General features: G+C 57.6%; 14 protein-coding genes. 6 read left to right on the forward strand and 8 right to left on the reverse strand.

The features are described 5' to 3' along the window. The first annotated feature begins 141 nt into the window (after positions 1 to 141). Together AQ611_RS19340 and AQ611_RS19345 are read left to right on the forward strand one after the other, a co-directional pair. Complete coding sequence (locus AQ611_RS19340) at positions 142 to 546, forward strand: cupin domain-containing protein (protein WP_069235714.1); 405 nt, start codon at positions 142 to 144, stop codon at positions 544 to 546. Further along, positions 530 to 1,000, forward strand: a complete 471-nt coding sequence (locus tag AQ611_RS19345; RefSeq protein ID WP_082711766.1) for a DUF2000 family protein — start codon at positions 530 to 532, stop codon at positions 998 to 1,000. Before AQ611_RS19340 ends, AQ611_RS19345 begins: the two co-directional genes overlap by 17 nt. A 414-nt stretch (positions 1,001 to 1,414) precedes the next feature. Here the strand turns inward: AQ611_RS19345 and AQ611_RS19350 are convergent, their stop codons facing one another. From AQ611_RS19350 to AQ611_RS19365, 5 genes are all read right to left on the reverse strand, one after another. Further along, positions 1,415 to 2,047 (reverse strand): recombinase family protein, encoded by a 633-nt coding sequence (locus tag AQ611_RS19350; protein WP_069235715.1) that lies wholly within the window; start codon positions 2,045 to 2,047, stop codon positions 1,415 to 1,417. A 360-nt stretch (positions 2,048 to 2,407) separates the two neighbouring features. Beyond that, positions 2,408 to 2,935: a hypothetical protein gene (locus tag AQ611_RS25760; protein WP_146011719.1), complete on the reverse strand. Its 528-nt coding sequence runs from the start codon at positions 2,933 to 2,935 to the stop codon at positions 2,408 to 2,410. After that, positions 2,925 to 4,577, reverse strand: coding sequence for a hypothetical protein (locus tag AQ611_RS19355; RefSeq protein ID WP_146011718.1), 1,653 nt, complete (start codon positions 4,575 to 4,577; stop codon positions 2,925 to 2,927). Before AQ611_RS19355 ends, AQ611_RS25760 begins: the two co-directional genes overlap by 11 nt. An 820-nt stretch (positions 4,578 to 5,397) precedes the next feature. Continuing rightward, positions 5,398 to 6,453, reverse strand: coding sequence for a chitinase (locus tag AQ611_RS19360; protein ID WP_059514554.1), 1,056 nt, complete (start codon positions 6,451 to 6,453; stop codon positions 5,398 to 5,400). A gap of 952 nt (positions 6,454 to 7,405) precedes the next feature. After that, positions 7,406 to 7,873: an Lrp/AsnC family transcriptional regulator gene (locus AQ611_RS19365; RefSeq protein WP_059514552.1), complete on the reverse strand. Its 468-nt coding sequence runs from the start codon at positions 7,871 to 7,873 to the stop codon at positions 7,406 to 7,408. A 242-nt stretch (positions 7,874 to 8,115) separates the two neighbouring features. On the opposite strand from AQ611_RS19365, the gene AQ611_RS19370 reads away from it, so the two are divergent. From AQ611_RS19370 to AQ611_RS19380, 3 genes are read left to right on the forward strand one after another with little or no spacing between them, the layout of a single operon-like run. Continuing rightward, a complete protein-coding gene (locus AQ611_RS19370) occupies positions 8,116 to 9,501 on the forward strand; it encodes an amino acid permease (protein WP_059514551.1) in 1,386 nt (461 codons plus the stop codon). 37 nt (positions 9,502 to 9,538) lie between these two features. Beyond that, a complete protein-coding gene (locus AQ611_RS19375; RefSeq protein ID WP_069235717.1) occupies positions 9,539 to 10,741 on the forward strand; it encodes an amino acid aminotransferase in 1,203 nt (400 codons plus the stop codon). Positions 10,742 to 10,780: 39 nt separating this feature from the next. Further along, entirely contained in the window at positions 10,781 to 11,170 is a 390-nt protein-coding gene (locus AQ611_RS19380) for a DUF488 domain-containing protein (RefSeq protein ID WP_059514547.1), read from the forward strand. Between the two features lie 131 nt (positions 11,171 to 11,301). Here the strand turns inward: AQ611_RS19380 and AQ611_RS19385 are convergent, their stop codons facing one another. From AQ611_RS19385 to AQ611_RS19395, 3 genes are all read right to left on the reverse strand, one after another. Further along, on the reverse strand, positions 11,302 to 11,643 hold the full coding sequence (locus AQ611_RS19385) for a DUF4148 domain-containing protein (protein ID WP_069235718.1): 342 nt from the start codon (positions 11,641 to 11,643) through the stop codon (positions 11,302 to 11,304). Between the two features lie 150 nt (positions 11,644 to 11,793). Then, complete coding sequence (locus AQ611_RS19390) at positions 11,794 to 13,263, reverse strand: heavy metal sensor histidine kinase (RefSeq protein WP_059514543.1); 1,470 nt, start codon at positions 13,261 to 13,263, stop codon at positions 11,794 to 11,796. Next, a complete protein-coding gene (locus AQ611_RS19395) occupies positions 13,245 to 13,937 on the reverse strand; it encodes a heavy metal response regulator transcription factor (RefSeq protein WP_069235719.1) in 693 nt (230 codons plus the stop codon). The genes AQ611_RS19390 and AQ611_RS19395 overlap by 19 nt, the downstream gene beginning before the upstream one ends. 540 nt (positions 13,938 to 14,477) lie before the next feature. Between AQ611_RS19395 and AQ611_RS19400 the strand changes: the two genes are divergently transcribed. After that, a complete protein-coding gene (locus AQ611_RS19400; protein ID WP_069235720.1) occupies positions 14,478 to 15,254 on the forward strand; it encodes an amino acid ABC transporter substrate-binding protein in 777 nt (258 codons plus the stop codon). The last annotated feature ends 11 nt before the right edge of the window (positions 15,255 to 15,265 follow it).

Consider the following 15,265-nt stretch of genomic DNA (forward strand, 5'->3'; position numbering starts at 1 on the left):
TGCCGCGATGCACGCGCATGGGAATCAGGCTCGCCCACACCCGCCGCTTTCCGCCGCGACGGATGCACGATCGTTCAAGACGGCCAATTCGCGCCACCGGTACGATCGGCTCGATTTCATCCGACAGTGAGCAAAATGCCCATGACAGTAACCGAATCTGCACGCGCATCGTGCGCACCCGTGGAGTATGCGTGCGTCAACCTCGACGAGAAATTCGCGCGAATCCACGATCTTTGGCAGCCGCGCGTCGTGGCGGAGATGAACGATTATCAATTCAAGGTCGTCAGGATCGAAGGCGATTTCGTCTGGCATGCCCATACCGATACGGACGAAGCGTTCATCGTGCTGGACGGTACGTTGCGCATCGATTTCCGCGATGGCGCCGTGCATCTTTCAAAAGGCGAAATGTTCGTTGTGCCGAAAGGGAAAGAACACAAACCCTATGCCGAGCGTGAAGTCAGGCTGATGCTGATCGAGCCGCGCGGCGTGCTCAATACCGGACAGGAAACGAACGAGAGGACGGCGAAGAATGATATCTGGATCTGATTTCCTGCCGGTTGGGGCTGATGCTTCGCCGCACTTGGCGCCGGCGGCGTTCGACACCAAGATCGCGATCGTGGTTCGAGACGATCTTGCCGTCTGGCAGAAGCTCAATGTCACGGCGTTTTTGATGAGCGGCGTTGTTGGCGCGGCGCCGGAGATCGTCGGTGATCCGTACCGGGATGCCGACGGGCACGTATATCACAGCCTTTGCGTGCAGCCGGTGATCGTGCTGTCGGCGGACCAGGCGACGATGCGCGCGATCCAGCGGCGTGCGCTGGAGCGCAATGTGCGGTTGGGGGTCTATATCGAGGAAATGTTCACGACCGGTCACGATGCGGCGAACCGGGCAGTATTTGCCGAGTATGCGCAGGCCGATGCAAAGGTGGTCGGGCTTGCGCTGCGCGAGCACAGAAAACTCGTCGACAAGGTGACGAAGGGGGCGTGCATGCATGCCTGATCTGAGTCTGCCTGACATAAATCATGCACACAGTCAGATGGGAGAGCGGTAACGAATTTCCGGGCGAGAGAATTGGAAATTGATTTTATCTCCATTTAATCGGCTTCAAAATATATCGGCGATCGGCCTGCTTTAATCGAGTTTCAATTGTAATTTTGTGTTTTGAAACATATGGAAAATATAATGAACGAACGGAAAATGCGGTGCGCGGAGATTTTAGATCCATTTGCCGGCGGCCTTCGGGCGGCATGTGTGGCATTAAAAATAGGCGGCTGACTCAGGTTATATTGCGGATTATATTCCCGTATTCCTTAAATAAAAAAGGCGCGGCCGTGAAGGTCGCGCCGATCAATGATTCTGATATTGACTTGCCACGGGGAGAGGCAAGCCGGTCCGATATTAGAGGCTGAAATGCTATTCGTCAACGGATTGAGAAAAGTTGCACGCATGGATCAATCGCTTGACGGTACGGGGATGAACATTGAATTGCGCGGCGACTTCGTTGATCGACACGGTTTGAATGAGTTGTAAAACCTCCGCGCGTTGATGGGCGGACAACGCGGAGCGGCGGCCGAGCCGTTTGCCGCGTGCGCGGGCGGCGGCGAGGCCGGCGCGGGTGCGCTCGCTGATGAGGCTGCGCTCGAATTCCGCGAGGGCGGCCATCAGATGGAACACCAGGACGCCGCCCGGCGACGCGGTGTTGATGGATTCCGTGATGGACACGAAGTCGACGTCGCGCCGGCTCAGAAAATTGACGAGATCGACGAGCTTCGCCAGCGAGCGTCCGAGACGGTCGAGCCGCCAGACGACGAGCGTATCGCCAGGTTTGAGCAGCTTCAGCGCGCTGTCGAGACCGGGACGGCAGAAGTCCATGCCGGAAATGCCCTGGTCGGTCAAAATGTGTTCGCAACCGCAGCATTGCAGCGCGTCGATTTGCAATTGTAGATTTTGTTCGTCAGTCGAGACGCGGGCATAACCGATTTTAACGGGTGGGCGGTGGTTCGGAATAACAGACTGTAGAGCGCGAGTTGCGTGGTTTTGACGCATGCGTGAAGGGTGGGCAGATTGACTGGTCATTGGCGTACCGAGGTGACGAAGACAGCACAAAGGAATAGCCCATAAATGGAGCGCGTCGGGCATCGACGAGTGGATTGAATTTCTTCGAGCAGATCATGCATCGCATCGAAGATGCGCGTTGCCACGCAATAAGCAAATAGATTGTTCAACAAAGATAAGCTTGCGGGTAGGGGCAAAATCCTCTAGACAAAAAGGTCCGTTTTTGTCGAGCGGTCGAAATTTACCACGAACCATTGTTAAATCAATCAGATGGTCGTGACGTCAGTGCTCGAATTCCGCGGTGATAAAAGCTGATTTTTTTGCATTATATTCAATTTTCTTGAACAACGTTCATGAGTAATTCATTGAATGATAGTTTTGATGGCTGTTTCGGACAGCGCGGAGCTTCTTATGAAACGGCACGGTAAAGAGAATGAATACCGGCAATATCGATGAACGCGACGAATGCGGAAGATAAGCCGGATGAGAAAGAGTTTGAGCGACGTTTGCGCCGAAGGCGCGAGCCGGGATCGCAGTCCGCGAATAGCGGTCTTCCAATAATCGCGTGTTCCGTTCAACGCGCCGCGCACGCGGTTCCGATCGGGCATCGGCGCGGATCATGTGAAAGCGTGCCGCAAGCAGGCGGGCTCGCGTCGAGCAAACGGATAAGACGGAATTTCTATTTTTGTTTTGGGTTGCGGCGAACATCACTGACCGAGTGCCGGCGATGCTGGGCGAGCCGCTCCACGGGCGGTGAAATACACGGATGAAAAAACCGAGCAGGCCGCTCGCAGGCGGCGATCGACGCACGCGTGCGAACCCTTTATGACCGGGCGTTTTCGTGATGCCCGGCGAGGCGAGGTCGGTGCTAACGTCCAAGCTCTTCGAAGACCGCACATTGGATTGCGTGAGAGATGATGTTGCGATAGACGTGATTGGAATGGGCGAAGCCGCGCGTGTTACGTAGAAAGGCCCGATCCTTGTTTCGTTGCGCCTGAACGAAGCGCAGGATTTCAGCCAACTGCGGATCGCCGCACGCGTTGGTTGCCGGATCGAAGTCCTCGTAGCGGTAAATTTTGTCGATCGCTACTTGAATCGCGTCCTTCGCTTTTTTTTCGTTGACAAAATGACTGAGAAGATTTTTGACGAACGTTTTCTCGTCTTCATCGGACAACGTATGGCCGCCGAGCTGGCGCGCGATGTGTGCATCGGCAAAAGACCTGTTCAACTGCGGGGCGATGATGCTTCCGAAATTCGCGTCGTAAGTTGCGGCGATCTTTTGCTGAAGGAAAAGCATCGCGGCGCGCGCGCGTGCGCTATGGTGTTCGCTGTTCGCCGTCAGGCCTTCGGCGATGGCGTTGCGGTCCGCCTTGAATTCGGAGAACGGCGGCTCGCCTCTGGTCGTGTGCAGCACAAACGAGCCGAGCAGCATCGCGAGCAGCGGGAAGACCGCCGGATTGCGTGCGGAACCGCCGTTGGTGACCGCGTTGACCATATTGAGTGCTAAAAAGCCGGACTGCGCGCCGAATTCATGCATGAAATCCAACGCGGCGTGCAAACCCTGGTCGACCAATCCGTGGTTGCGCGCAAAATGGGTGAATGGATGGGTTTCGGCGGGGAAGCGGGTGTTTTTGAGCTGGGCCCATTCGTAACCGTGATGCAGGATTTCCGGCAAATGCGTCATCATCAGCAGGTTGCCTGCCGAACCGGCAATCGCCGATGAAAGGTCCCGCCCCAATGCGGCCATCGTCGGATTGAGCGTCATCGCGGTAATCGACATGATCGACAGCGCCGGCAGGATGGCGTCCTTATAGCGCTTGTCTCGCACGGCCGCCATGAGGATCGGCAGGTTCTTGCCGATGGTGGGCACGAGCATGAAAAGAGCCGTCAATGCTGCCGAGGCGATATTGGCGTTCGTCAGCGTGTTGTTCGTGCCGATCTTGTCGAAAAAATAAGTATTGACGGTGGAAATCAGATCGTCGATTGCCAAATCCCGGCCGCCGAATGCCGTCAGGTATTTTTTGGCGAGTTCTTTGACCGATTCCTTCAAACTACCTTCCATCTTGCAATCCTCGATGTGTTCGAGGAGTTGCGCATTGATCACCGGCAGAAGTGCCGCGGCGATGTCCAGTTTCGCCGGCGTCGGCTCCATCGTCATCCATGCCTGGCAGACCTGCGCGAGAACTTGTCCCGACGGTGGATATTGAGCCTCGGCCGCTTCGAGATCGCGGTGGCGGGTCACGATCAATTTGTTTTCGCGAAGCGCCAGATCGAAGCCGGCATTCTTCAGAAAACTGTTTGCGACGTCGTTGGCTAGATTCCTCGGCGACACGAAACGACCATATGGCCTTGCCAGGCCGATGGGGCGCCGTGCCGGAAGATGATCGGCGGAAATCCTGGCCGGCAGACTTTCCGAGCGCTTCATCATTCTGGCTGGAGCGGCGGCGGGGCTGGGAAGGGGAGGTGCGCTGGGCGCAAACGCCGGACATGGCATCGCAGTGGTGTTGGTGGTGGTCGGCATGGCATTCGTTTACGCAGGTTGAGGGTTGCGCTGATCCGCCGAACTTTGTCCGGCATCGATCGCTTGCGCCGATATGGCATCGAATGACCATATCCGGTGCGACGGCATTTTTAATTCGGTTTTATCTGTAATTTAATTTTCAATGTTTAACGAATATGAATCAATGATGATAGTTTTACTTTAATGGCGCGAAATTGACGATGTGATCGATACGCGAAATCGATTTAACGCATGCGAAAAGCCGGATATGATCCGCGGCACGCCATCTGTTGCGGCAGTGACTGTATAAAACCGTGGATGAAGGTGCAGGCGCCGCGAACGAAACTGCTTGGCGGTGCGTGGCAAGGGCGGTGGTTCCGCTAGCGGATGCCGAAGTAAATGGGCGGCGGCTTCGCAATAAATCTACCGATGCGGTACTGGAAGTGGCGCTGTCGGTCCGGCGACGCACGTGTTCCGGTTTGGATTAAGAATGAAACCGTCGATTCAATCCAGGCAAGCTTGGTTCTATCGTGGTTTTCGAAAGTGGGTTGCGTTTCGTATCGAAGAAAGGGGCAGGTGTTCGGGCGGTATTCGCGAAGGCATTTCGTCGATCGGCCGGCGTCATACCGGTTCGATACGGAACGGCTGGGTTGGCGTTGCTGCTCTGAACCCAGTGCAAGTGCACGCCGGACTTTCGTGGATCGATCCGAAGACGTGGTGCCGAGGAGCAACTCGCCGCGAACCGCGAGGCGCCCATGCTGGGCGCCCCGGCAGCGTAGATAAACTTCGTTGTTTTCAATCGGCCTTTGCCATTGCCTCGACGAACGGACCGGCGTGGCCGTCAAAGATTCAGCGCGGACAGGAATCGCTTGGTGAATCCAAGCGTTCCAGCTTGTCCATAGCTGTTACAGATGGGCGATGCATAGCCGGGAGGGCAATCGTTGTCGCGATCGAACGACCAGAAATGGATGCCCGCGAGGCCATTTTGTTGCGCAAAGGACGAGATGGTGTTGACGTCGTTGAGTGTAAACGTTTCGTCCTGCGTATCGTTTCCTCCAATCATCGGCGTCAATTCGATTTGTGAATACGGGGTGCCATAGTAATTATGCAGATTGACGGCTGCCTGGATGGCGGATTTTCCCATGTCACACAACCCATTGCTGCCGATTACGCAGTTACCTGGATTGGCGCTGCCGTAATCCATCGTCATCAAATTGATGGTGTAATTGGTCAGCCCGTAGCTCTTGATTGCGTTCATGACCATGGCGCCGGTCTGATTCAGGCTCTGCGCAGAATTGCCGCCGAGCGTCGCGAGCGTGAAGCTGAAGCGCAGTTGTGGGTAGATCCGCGCGGCGTTGATCACGCGTTGAACGAGATTGTTGATTGCGTCCTGACTCTGGCCTGCCTCGATGTCGAAGTCGACGCCGACCAGATTGGCCGAATAGTAGGTTTGAATGAATTTCTGAAAGCCGGCATCCGAGCTACAGGTAAATGAGCCGGCCGCGCCGCCGGTCGACAGGATGTATTTCTTTCCGGCGTTCACCATGCTTTGCACGTTGGCGCTGGCCACCATTGCAGGCTGAAGCCCTCCCCAGTTCTCGCTGCCGCACTCTCCGGTGGCGAATGCCCAAGTCAATGTATCCAGATTGCTCGGCATGACGTTGAGGATGGGTTGAAGCGAACCGGTCACGTTGGTGGAGATGACATTCGTGTTCCAGTTCATGCTGATCGTGATGTCTTTATAAGGACTAAATATCAATCGGGGCGTGGCCGCAGCTGCCGCCTTCATCGATTTTTGCGCTATGCCCGATATACCGCTGGAGCCGCCATCTCCACATGCTGCCAGCAAACATCCGGCAAGAATCGAAACGGCGCGTTTTAGCATTTCTTTTCTCATGATCGTCCTTGTTGGGGGGATGGAACCGCAGTTATTTCGTCCTACATAACTTATACAAAGCTTCTGTTTTGTCAAATTATTTTGTGTGGATTTTGAAGGTGAGGAATTGGGTGGCAGAAATAATTTTGCATCGATTGACGAAAAAAATTGGCTTTTCCTGAGTTGCGATGCTGGGTGGTCTGCCGAATTTTGTCTTCAAATTATTGACTCAAGATAATTTGTGAAAATTATTGAGTAATTCGAATCGATGGGATGATTTGGTTGGGGGAAAACGTTTTTTTTAAAACTATCGATATTGTCTGGATTGTTTGTGATGAACTATGTAGCCCATAAAAATTGATTCGAATTTTTCTCGTTTGAATGGTTGTTTGCCACATTGGATTTTTCAATGTGCCGGATATTGAATCCACTTTGTGTCTTGGCAAATGGCGTTGCGGCATGGTTTTCCGCTCCGAATCAACGGACATTGAGTAACAATTTCCGGAATATCTGACACGGTGGTTTGCGTTAAATTGACGGCACCTCTACGTAGGTAGCGCCGACAGCGCTCCGTAGGCCGCTTCGACCGGTGCCCACAAATGCGGGCCGATTCGGTGCAGCTCCGAGAGCCGGGCATATCGATGCCTGGATGACCAGGAATCCTGATCATCTGGCGAGGCGGAAATCGCCGAGAAATGCAAGTCCGCTGGCTTTCCCGATGATGCCGGCGCTATCCGTCCGGCGCATTTTCCGAGGCGAGCCAGGCATGCCGAATGCCACTCGAGCGTGGCGAGCCCGCGCGGCAGTGGCATGCTGCGCATGTTCCGAAACGGCCAACCTCGAGTACGCACGTTCTCGTTACGGCTTGTTTCGCGAGCACCGTTGCGCGGCCGCGTAAAGACGAGCCGGTTTGCCGATGGCCTTGCGCGGCGAATCGATGCACGCGACGGCGGAATGTCCTGCCGGCGGCTGGCTACAGCGGTACCGCGCTGGTGCATTTGATCTCGTCAAGGCAGACGCTCGAATGCACGCCGCTCACGCCGGGAATGCGCATCAGCGTATCGAGCAGGAACGTCGACAACCCTTTCAGATCCGCGGCGACGACCTTCAGCACGTAGTCGATATCTCCGGTGACGGAAAAGCATTCCTGGATTTGCGCGAGTTCGGACACAAGCTTCTGGAACGTCGACAAATCGCGGATATGTCCGCGCTCCATCGTGACCTGCACGAACGCGGTGACTCCGAAGCCCAGCATGCCGGCATCGAGCCGGGTTTCGTAGCGTTTGATCGCGCCGATTTCCTCGAGCCGGCGATGTCGCCGCAATGTTTGAGCGGGCGACAGCCCAACTGCACTCGCCAATTCCAAATTGGAGATCCGCCCACGTTCCTGCAGGATGTCGAGCAATTGACGATCGATGCGATCCAGAAGCGCTTCTTGCATTTTTGTTTCCTGATTTGTCTCCTGCATGCAATTTTATCTCATAATGTAGGGTTTGCATGAAGGGGGTACGAAACCCGATTTCGTCCCGCCAGCGATAAACTGAGCGCCGGCTTTTCGGCAGTCCCCAGCCCGGTAAGCCCGGCGTGAAACCGCGACCGGGTGCCGGAAACACTATATAAGGCGCCCCGGCCGGTCTGGATGCGCGTCGCCGCTCCGCCGCGGGCGGACCCAATGGAGAAGACATGGTTTTGGATCAGAACGACGATGGCCTCAAACGGGGGTTGAAGAATCGTCACATTCAATTAATCGCGTTAGGCGGCGCGATCGGCACCGGGCTTTTCCTCGGTATTGCTCAGACGATTCAGACGGCGGGGCCGTCGGTGTTGCTCGGCTATGCGTTGGCGGGCGTCGTTGCGTTCTTCATCATGCGGCAGCTTGGCGAGATGGTCGTCGACGAGCCTGTCGCCGGTTCGTTCAGCCATTTCGCGTATAAATACTGCGGGCATTTCACCGGCTTTCTGTCTGGCTGGAACTATTGGGTGCTGTATGTGCTCGTCAGCATGGCCGAGCTTTCCGCGGTCGGCATCTACGTTCAGTACTGGTGGCCGGGCGTGCCGACCTGGATCTCCGCGCTGGTGTTCTTCTGCGCGATCAATGCGATCAATCTCGCGAGCGTCAAGTCTTACGGCGAGACGGAGTTCTGGTTTGCGCTCGTCAAGGTGGCCGCGATCGTCGGGATGATCGTCTACGGCGGTTATTTACTGATGTCGGGGCACGCGGGGCCCGAAGCCGGCGTGTCGAATCTGTGGCGGCACGGCGGTTTTTTCCCCAACGGCGTCGGCGGGCTCGCGATGGCGATGGCGGGCATTATGTTCTCGTTCGGCGGGCTCGAGCTTGTCGGTATCACGGCTGCCGAGGCGGACGATCCTGGCCGCAGCATTCCGCGCGCAACCAATCAGGTGATCTACCGGATTCTGATTTTCTATATCGGCGCGCTCGGCGTGTTGCTCGCGCTGTATCCGTGGCAGAAGGTCGTCACCGGCGGCAGCCCGTTCGTGATGATCTTTCATGCGCTATCGAGTGATATCGCGGCGAATGTGTTGAACGTTGTGGTGCTGACGGCCGCGCTGTCGGTCTACAACAGCGGCGTCTATTGCAACAGCCGGATGCTGTACGGGCTTGCGCAGCAGGGCAATGCGCCGCGCGCGCTCGCCCATGTCAACCGGCGCGGTATTCCGATTGCGGCGCTCGGCATGTCGGCGCTCGCAACCGCGCTGTGCGTGCTGATCAACTACTTCATGCCGGGTAAGGCATTCGAGTTGTTGATGGGGCTCGTCGTATCGGCGATCATCATCAACTGGGCGATGATCAGCATGATTCATCTGCGTTTTCGCCGCGCCAAACGTGCTGCGGGCGCCGAAACGCGCTTCAAGAGCATCGGCTATCCTCTGACGAATTACCTGTGTCTCGCGTTCATGGCGGCCATTCTCGTCATCATGTACCGAACGCCGGATCTGCGTCTGTCGGTCTATTTGATTCCGGTATGGCTCGCGGTGCTCGCGATTGGCTACCGCCTGCGGCCGCGCGGCGTGCAATATGCGCTGACGGACGGCGCTTCGGCGCGTTGACCCGATTTCCCTTTCCATTCATCAGTCAGAAACCGCCATGTTTGAACATATCGATGCGTTTCCCGGCGATCCGATTCTCACGTTGAACGAGAATTTTCAGCAAGATCCGCGTGCGCGCAAAGTCAATCTGTGCATCGGCATTTACTTCGACGACGAAGGCCGCATTCCGGTGCTGAACGCCGTGCGCGAAGCCGAGGCGATCGTGCAGCGTGAAGGCGGCCCGAAACCTTATCTGCCGATGACGGGCTTGGCGTCGTATCGCGACGCCGTGCAGACGGTTCTGTTCGGTGAGGACAGCGAAGCGCGCGCGGCCGGCCGCATCGCGACGGTGCAAACGCTCGGCGGATCGGGCGCGCTGCGGATCGGCGCGGATTTCATCAAGCGCTATTTTCCCGGCGCGCAAGTGTGGATCAGCGATCCGAGTTGGGAGAATCATCGGTTTATCTTCGAGCGCGCAGGACTGACGGTCAACACGTATCCGTACTACGACGACGAGACGGGCGGCCTGAAGTTCGACGCGATGCTCGCGGCGATCGACGTGTTGCCGCCGCGCAGTGTCGTGTTGCTGCACGCATGCTGCCATAACCCGACCGGCGTCGATCTCGACGAAGCGCAGTGGCTCAAGCTGATCGATGTCGTGCAGGCGCGCGAGCTGTTGCCGTTCGTCGATATCGCATACCAGGGTTTCGGCGCGGGGCTCGCGGCAGACGCGTTCGCAGTGCGCGAGCTGGCGCGTCGCGGTGTGCCGGCCCTCGTTGCGAATTCGTTCTCGAAGAACTTCTCGCTGTATGGCGAGCGCGTCGGCGCATTGTCGGCTATTTGCGACGATGTGGCGGTTGCGCAGCGCGTGCTCGGTCAACTCGCGGGCGTCGTGCGCTCGAACTACAGCAGCTCGCCGATCTATGGCGCGAAGATCGTTGCCCAGGTACTCACGACGCCCGCGCTGCGTGCGCAGTGGGAAGAGGAGCTTGCGGCAATGTGCCGGCGCATCGCGAAGATGCGTGCCGCGATTCACGACGGCCTGCGCGCGCATGTGCCGGCCGATGCCCTTGCCCGTTACGTGAAGCAGCGCGGGATGTTTACGTATACGGGGCTGAGCGCGTCGCAGGTCGACCGGCTGCGCGAGGAGCACGGCGTGTATGTGTTGCGCTCGGGGCGGATGTGCGTCGCCGGGTTGAACGAGGCGAATGTCGGCATCGTGTCGGAGGCTTTCGGCGCGGTAATCGCGAGCGGCGTTTGATATGGTATCGATCGTTACAGCACGCAACGGCAAGCGCGTATGAGCATCAGCATCGTTCAGCTTGGCACGCCGCGCGCGGCCGATGAGGGAGTGCGAATCGGCACCGTGCGGCGTCCGCCGCGCGGGGTTCCGAAAGCGCAATTTGCGTCGCGCAACTACTACGACGTATGGCTGCCGACGCTTTCGCCGAGTGCCGAACTCGTCGCTGAAGCGCAGGCCGCGAGTTCGGACGCCGAATGGCGCGCGTTCGAGCGCAAATTCCGCGCCGAGATGAGCCATGGCGATGCGAGCAAGGTGCTCGACGTACTGGCGGCGCTATCGGCGACGGCGAATTTTGCCGTCGGCTGTTATTGCGACGACGAGGCGCGATGCCACCGCGGTATTCTGCGCCGGTTGTTCGAGGAGCGCGGCGCGTCGGTGCGTCCGTGATGCGGCGCGCACGCTCGTATCGGCGATTGGCAAATGTTGGTCTCCTCGCGCGCGCGCTCTTGCCGCCGAGCGGCAAGAGCGACGCACAGTCAGGTTCGGCCGTCGGTGCTTACGGCATGCTACGGGGCCGCTCACGATCCCGTGTACGGATTGCAGAACGTCCGCGGGCCGACGCAGCGTTCTTCCTGATACGCTTCCGAAAGCTCGCGCGTCGAGCCTGAGCGCGTTTCGCTGCGGGTATCGGCGACCGCGTGCACCGGCTGCTGCGATTTCGTCTTGTTCGCAAAGCGGTGTGCATAGAACGGCGAAATTTCGGGGTACGACGCGTCGGTTATGTAATCGAGCCCATTGGCCTTGGCTTCGACCAATTCCTGATAAACCTCGGCGCGAGTTTTGCCGACGGGCATGTCGGCGAATGCCGCCGGCGAAACGATTGCGGCGGCGAGGGCGGCGGTAAGGAATTTGGCTTTCATACGTTCTCCATATCGATCTCGAATCCAACAAGCGAATTCGATGATTGACATTCTGAAGAAGAGTCCCTCCGTCAACGTGACCCGCCTATGATGTTTTTGTCATTTTGATGACAAGGGCGAGGTCGAATATAAAATAACTCGCGAAACGGTTCAGGTTTGTTCCAGATGCAGGCGCGATTCATGGTGGGGCGAAGCGCGATCGCCGTAATTGGCCGCGTGCTCGCGAGGAAAGCGCAGAAAGAACGTCGTAAAGACGTTCGGCACGCTCTCCACCCAGCAATCGCCGCCATGTTCGGTCATGATCGAGCGCACGATCGCGAGCCCCAGCCCCGTGCCCGAGGCGGAATCGTATCGCGAAGGATCGACTCGGTAGAAGCGGTCGAAGATGCGCGGCACATGCACCGCTTCGAGTCCGCGGCCGGTATCGGTCACGGCGATCACGACGTGCCGCTCCGATGGCTCGCAGCGGACGACGACACTCGAATGGTCCGGCGCATGACGGACCGCATTCGACAGCAGATTGCTTAGCGCGCGTTGCACGAGCATCAGGTCGCCTTGGAAGTGGCCGCTGCCTTCCACCGTGATGCGGATGCCGCGATCCTCGGCAACCGTCTCGTAGTAGCGCACGATCCGGTCGGACATTGCATAGGCGTCGATCGGCTCGATCGCGAGCGTGTTCTGATGGCCGTCCGCACGGGCGAGAAACAGCATGTCGTCGACCATGCGCGCGAGCCGTTGATACTCTTCGACACTTGATTCGATGACCTGACGATATTCGCTGACCGAGCGCCGCTGCGACAGCGCGACTTGCGCCTCGGCGAGCAGATTGGTGAGCGGCGTGCGGATATCGTGCGCGAGATCGGAAGAGTATTCCTTCAGGCGCGTAAACGATGCGTCGAGCCGCGCGAGCATCCGGTTGAACGATACCGCAAGCTCCCGCAGCTCGCCTGCCATTTCCGTTTCAGGTAACGGTTGCGTGAGCCGGCTGCTCGAAATCTGGTCGGCCTGCAATGCGAAGCGGCGCAATGGCCTGAGCGTATACGCGGCAATCCACTGCGCGAGCGCCGCCGCACAGGCCGTGCAGGCAAAAATGATCGCGATGATGCTGATTGCGCAAGTGCGCAGCAGTGATTGCTCGCGACGAAAATCGTACTGGATCGCAACGCGCAATGGCTGGTTTGGTTGATCGCCGATGTGTATCGGTGCCACCAGGTAGCGTTTGGCGTGACGTTTGTCGTCGACGATCGATTCATGGCCGCTCGCGTTCGCCCGCAATACGCCATCGTATGCGACGAACCAACTGCTTTGCATGCGCGCGGTGCCTTGCGCGTCGTAGATCGCGAAATCGACTTTTTCGTCGCTATGAAACGAGTCGTAGAAACGATGCGCCTTTTCACGCAGATCCGTCATATCGCTTGCATCGCCGACGTGCGCGATCACGCCCGCGAGCGTCGTTTCCATTGCACGCTCCGATGAATAGGCAAATGTACGCGTCAGCGTTTCATAGAGCATCAGACCGCTGATTGCGAGCAGCACCGTCGTGGACAGCGCAAACCGGATCGTCAGCTTCGCGCGCATGGTGCGCCCTTCCCAGCGGCGGATTACGCGAAGGATTCGCATGACTCGTCTCGCTGTTCGAGCACATATCCCATTCCCCGAACCGTATGGATCAGCTTGGGCTCGTAGTTTTGATCGACCTTCGCGCGCACGCGCTTGATCGCCGCATCGACGACATTTGAATCGCTGTCGAAATTGATGTCCCAGATCTGGGAGGCGATCAGCGAGCGCGGCAGAATCTCGCCTTGCCGGCGCATCAGCAACCACAGCAACAGGAATTCCTTGGTGGTCAGCAGAATCGTGTTGCCTTGGCGGCGCGCCTTGCGTTGAATCAGATCGAGTTCGAGATTGGCCACGCAAAGCACCGACGTATCGGACGTCTGTCCGCGCCGCAGCAGCGAGCGCACGCGTGCGAGCAACTCGGCGAAATCGAAAGGTTTGGCGAGATAGTCGTCGCCGCCGAGTTCGAAACCTTTCACGCGATCGTCGACTTGATCGCGGGCAGTGAGAAACAGTACCGGTGTGCGATGGGTTTTGCGCAGCTCGCGCACGATGGTCCAGCCATCGCAGCCGGGTAACATTACGTCGAGAATCGCGAGGTCGTAGTCTTCGGTCTGCAATTGATGCAGACCGCTGACGCCATCCTGTACCCAGTCGCAAACGAAGCCCGCCTCGGTGAGCCCGCGCTTCAAATACGTACCCGTCTTCGGCTCGTCTTCTACGATGAGGATCTTCATTTCAAAATCATGGAATTGCGTGAAGTTATGTTTGAGCTTATGGGCGGTTTATAGTTCAACATTTTGTTATCCGATTAAATATGAATTTTTTGCACTCTTAAAAGACACCGGATATGCGGCGAAAAGTCGCATGGCAAGCTGGTCGGATAACGCATTGAATCGCACGGAGGGGACGGTTCGGCGTTCGAACATGACGAGTTTGTCATTTATCCATTAAGCGCGCGTAAAAAGACCATGCTCTGGCGCAGCTGAACATGAATTAATTTGAAGCGCGAATATGTTGGGATATCGATCGAGCGGATCGATCGATGGAGCAAGCCATTTCTCGACGCCGTTCAGGAATTCGAGCCTGCGTGCCGCGTCGCCAGTTCGCGTCGGTCTGCAAGATCGCGTGCCGCGCGCGCCTTATTCAGCGCATTCATATCGATACCCGATTTGCTTTTTTGCCGGTCCGTGGCGCGTCGGTAGAATTCGCGCACCTCTCGATCGGTACCCGCTGGCGGGAGGGCTCAATCCCGTCCACCAATCAGGGTATGCGCCATGAAACTCATCCGCTCCATGCTGCTCGTCGTATTGTTCCAGGCCGTCTTGGCGACAAGTGCATTTGCTGACGATCTCGCTCAAATCAAATCGTCCGGCGTATTCCGGGTCGGCACCGAGGGCACTTATGCGCCGTTTACGTACCATGACGAAGCCGGCAAGCTGACGGGTTTCGACGTCGACATCGCCACCGCGGTCGCACAGCGGCTTGGTGTCAAGCCGCAGTTCGTCGAGGGCAAGTGGGACGGGCTGATCGCAGGGCTCGATGTGAACCGGTTTGACGCGGTCGTCAACGAAGTGGCGATCACCGATGCACGCAAGGCGAAGTACGATTTCTCGACGCCGTACATCACGTCGCGGGCCGTGCTGATCGTGCGTACCGACAATGCCGCGATTCGCTCGTTTGACGATCTGAAGGGCAAGAAGTCGGCGAACACGTTGACGAGCAATTTTGGCCGACTCGCAGCCGCGCATGGCGCGGATGTCGTGCCGGTGCAAGGCTTCAACGAAGCGGTGGATCTGCTGACTTCCGGGCGCGTCGATGCGACGATCAACGATTCGCTGTCCTATTTTGATTTCCGCAAACACAAGCCCGATGCGAAGCTGAAGATTGCCGCGACGGATGCAACCGGCGCGGGCGAACAGTCGGGCGTGCTGATCCGCAAGGGCAACCCGGAACTGCTTACCGCAATCAACAAGGCGCTCGCCGACATTAAAGCCGATGGTACTTACGCGAAGATCTCGCACAAGTATTTCGGCCGTGATGTTTCGCAGTGACGTGGAGCCGA

This window comes from Burkholderia singularis (assembly GCF_001718875.1).
GTDB classification, from domain to species: Bacteria; Pseudomonadota; Gammaproteobacteria; order Burkholderiales; family Burkholderiaceae; genus Burkholderia; species Burkholderia singularis.

Excerpts from the sequence above, each read along its gene's own strand:
- AQ611_RS19340 (WP_069235714.1), top strand. The coding sequence starts at position 142 with ATGACAGTAACCGAATCTGCACGCGCATCGTGCGCACCCGTGGAGTAT.
- AQ611_RS19345 (WP_082711766.1), top strand. The coding sequence starts at position 530 with ATGATATCTGGATCTGATTTCCTGCCGGTTGGGGCTGATGCTTCGCCG.
- AQ611_RS19350 (WP_069235715.1), bottom strand. The coding sequence starts at position 2,047 with ATGCGTCAAAACCACGCAACTCGCGCTCTACAGTCTGTTATTCCGAAC.
- AQ611_RS19355 (WP_146011718.1), bottom strand. The coding sequence starts at position 4,577 with ATGCCGACCACCACCAACACCACTGCGATGCCATGTCCGGCGTTTGCG.
- AQ611_RS19360 (WP_059514554.1), bottom strand. The coding sequence starts at position 6,453 with ATGAGAAAAGAAATGCTAAAACGCGCCGTTTCGATTCTTGCCGGATGT.
- AQ611_RS19365 (WP_059514552.1), bottom strand. The coding sequence starts at position 7,873 with ATGCAAGAAGCGCTTCTGGATCGCATCGATCGTCAATTGCTCGACATC.
- AQ611_RS19370 (WP_059514551.1), top strand. The coding sequence starts at position 8,116 with ATGGTTTTGGATCAGAACGACGATGGCCTCAAACGGGGGTTGAAGAAT.
- AQ611_RS19375 (WP_069235717.1), top strand. The coding sequence starts at position 9,539 with ATGTTTGAACATATCGATGCGTTTCCCGGCGATCCGATTCTCACGTTG.
- AQ611_RS19380 (WP_059514547.1), top strand. The coding sequence starts at position 10,781 with ATGAGCATCAGCATCGTTCAGCTTGGCACGCCGCGCGCGGCCGATGAG.
- AQ611_RS19385 (WP_069235718.1), bottom strand. The coding sequence starts at position 11,643 with ATGAAAGCCAAATTCCTTACCGCCGCCCTCGCCGCCGCAATCGTTTCG.
- AQ611_RS19390 (WP_059514543.1), bottom strand. The coding sequence starts at position 13,263 with ATGCGAATCCTTCGCGTAATCCGCCGCTGGGAAGGGCGCACCATGCGC.
- AQ611_RS19395 (WP_069235719.1), bottom strand. The coding sequence starts at position 13,937 with ATGAAGATCCTCATCGTAGAAGACGAGCCGAAGACGGGTACGTATTTG.
- AQ611_RS19400 (WP_069235720.1), top strand. The coding sequence starts at position 14,478 with ATGAAACTCATCCGCTCCATGCTGCTCGTCGTATTGTTCCAGGCCGTC.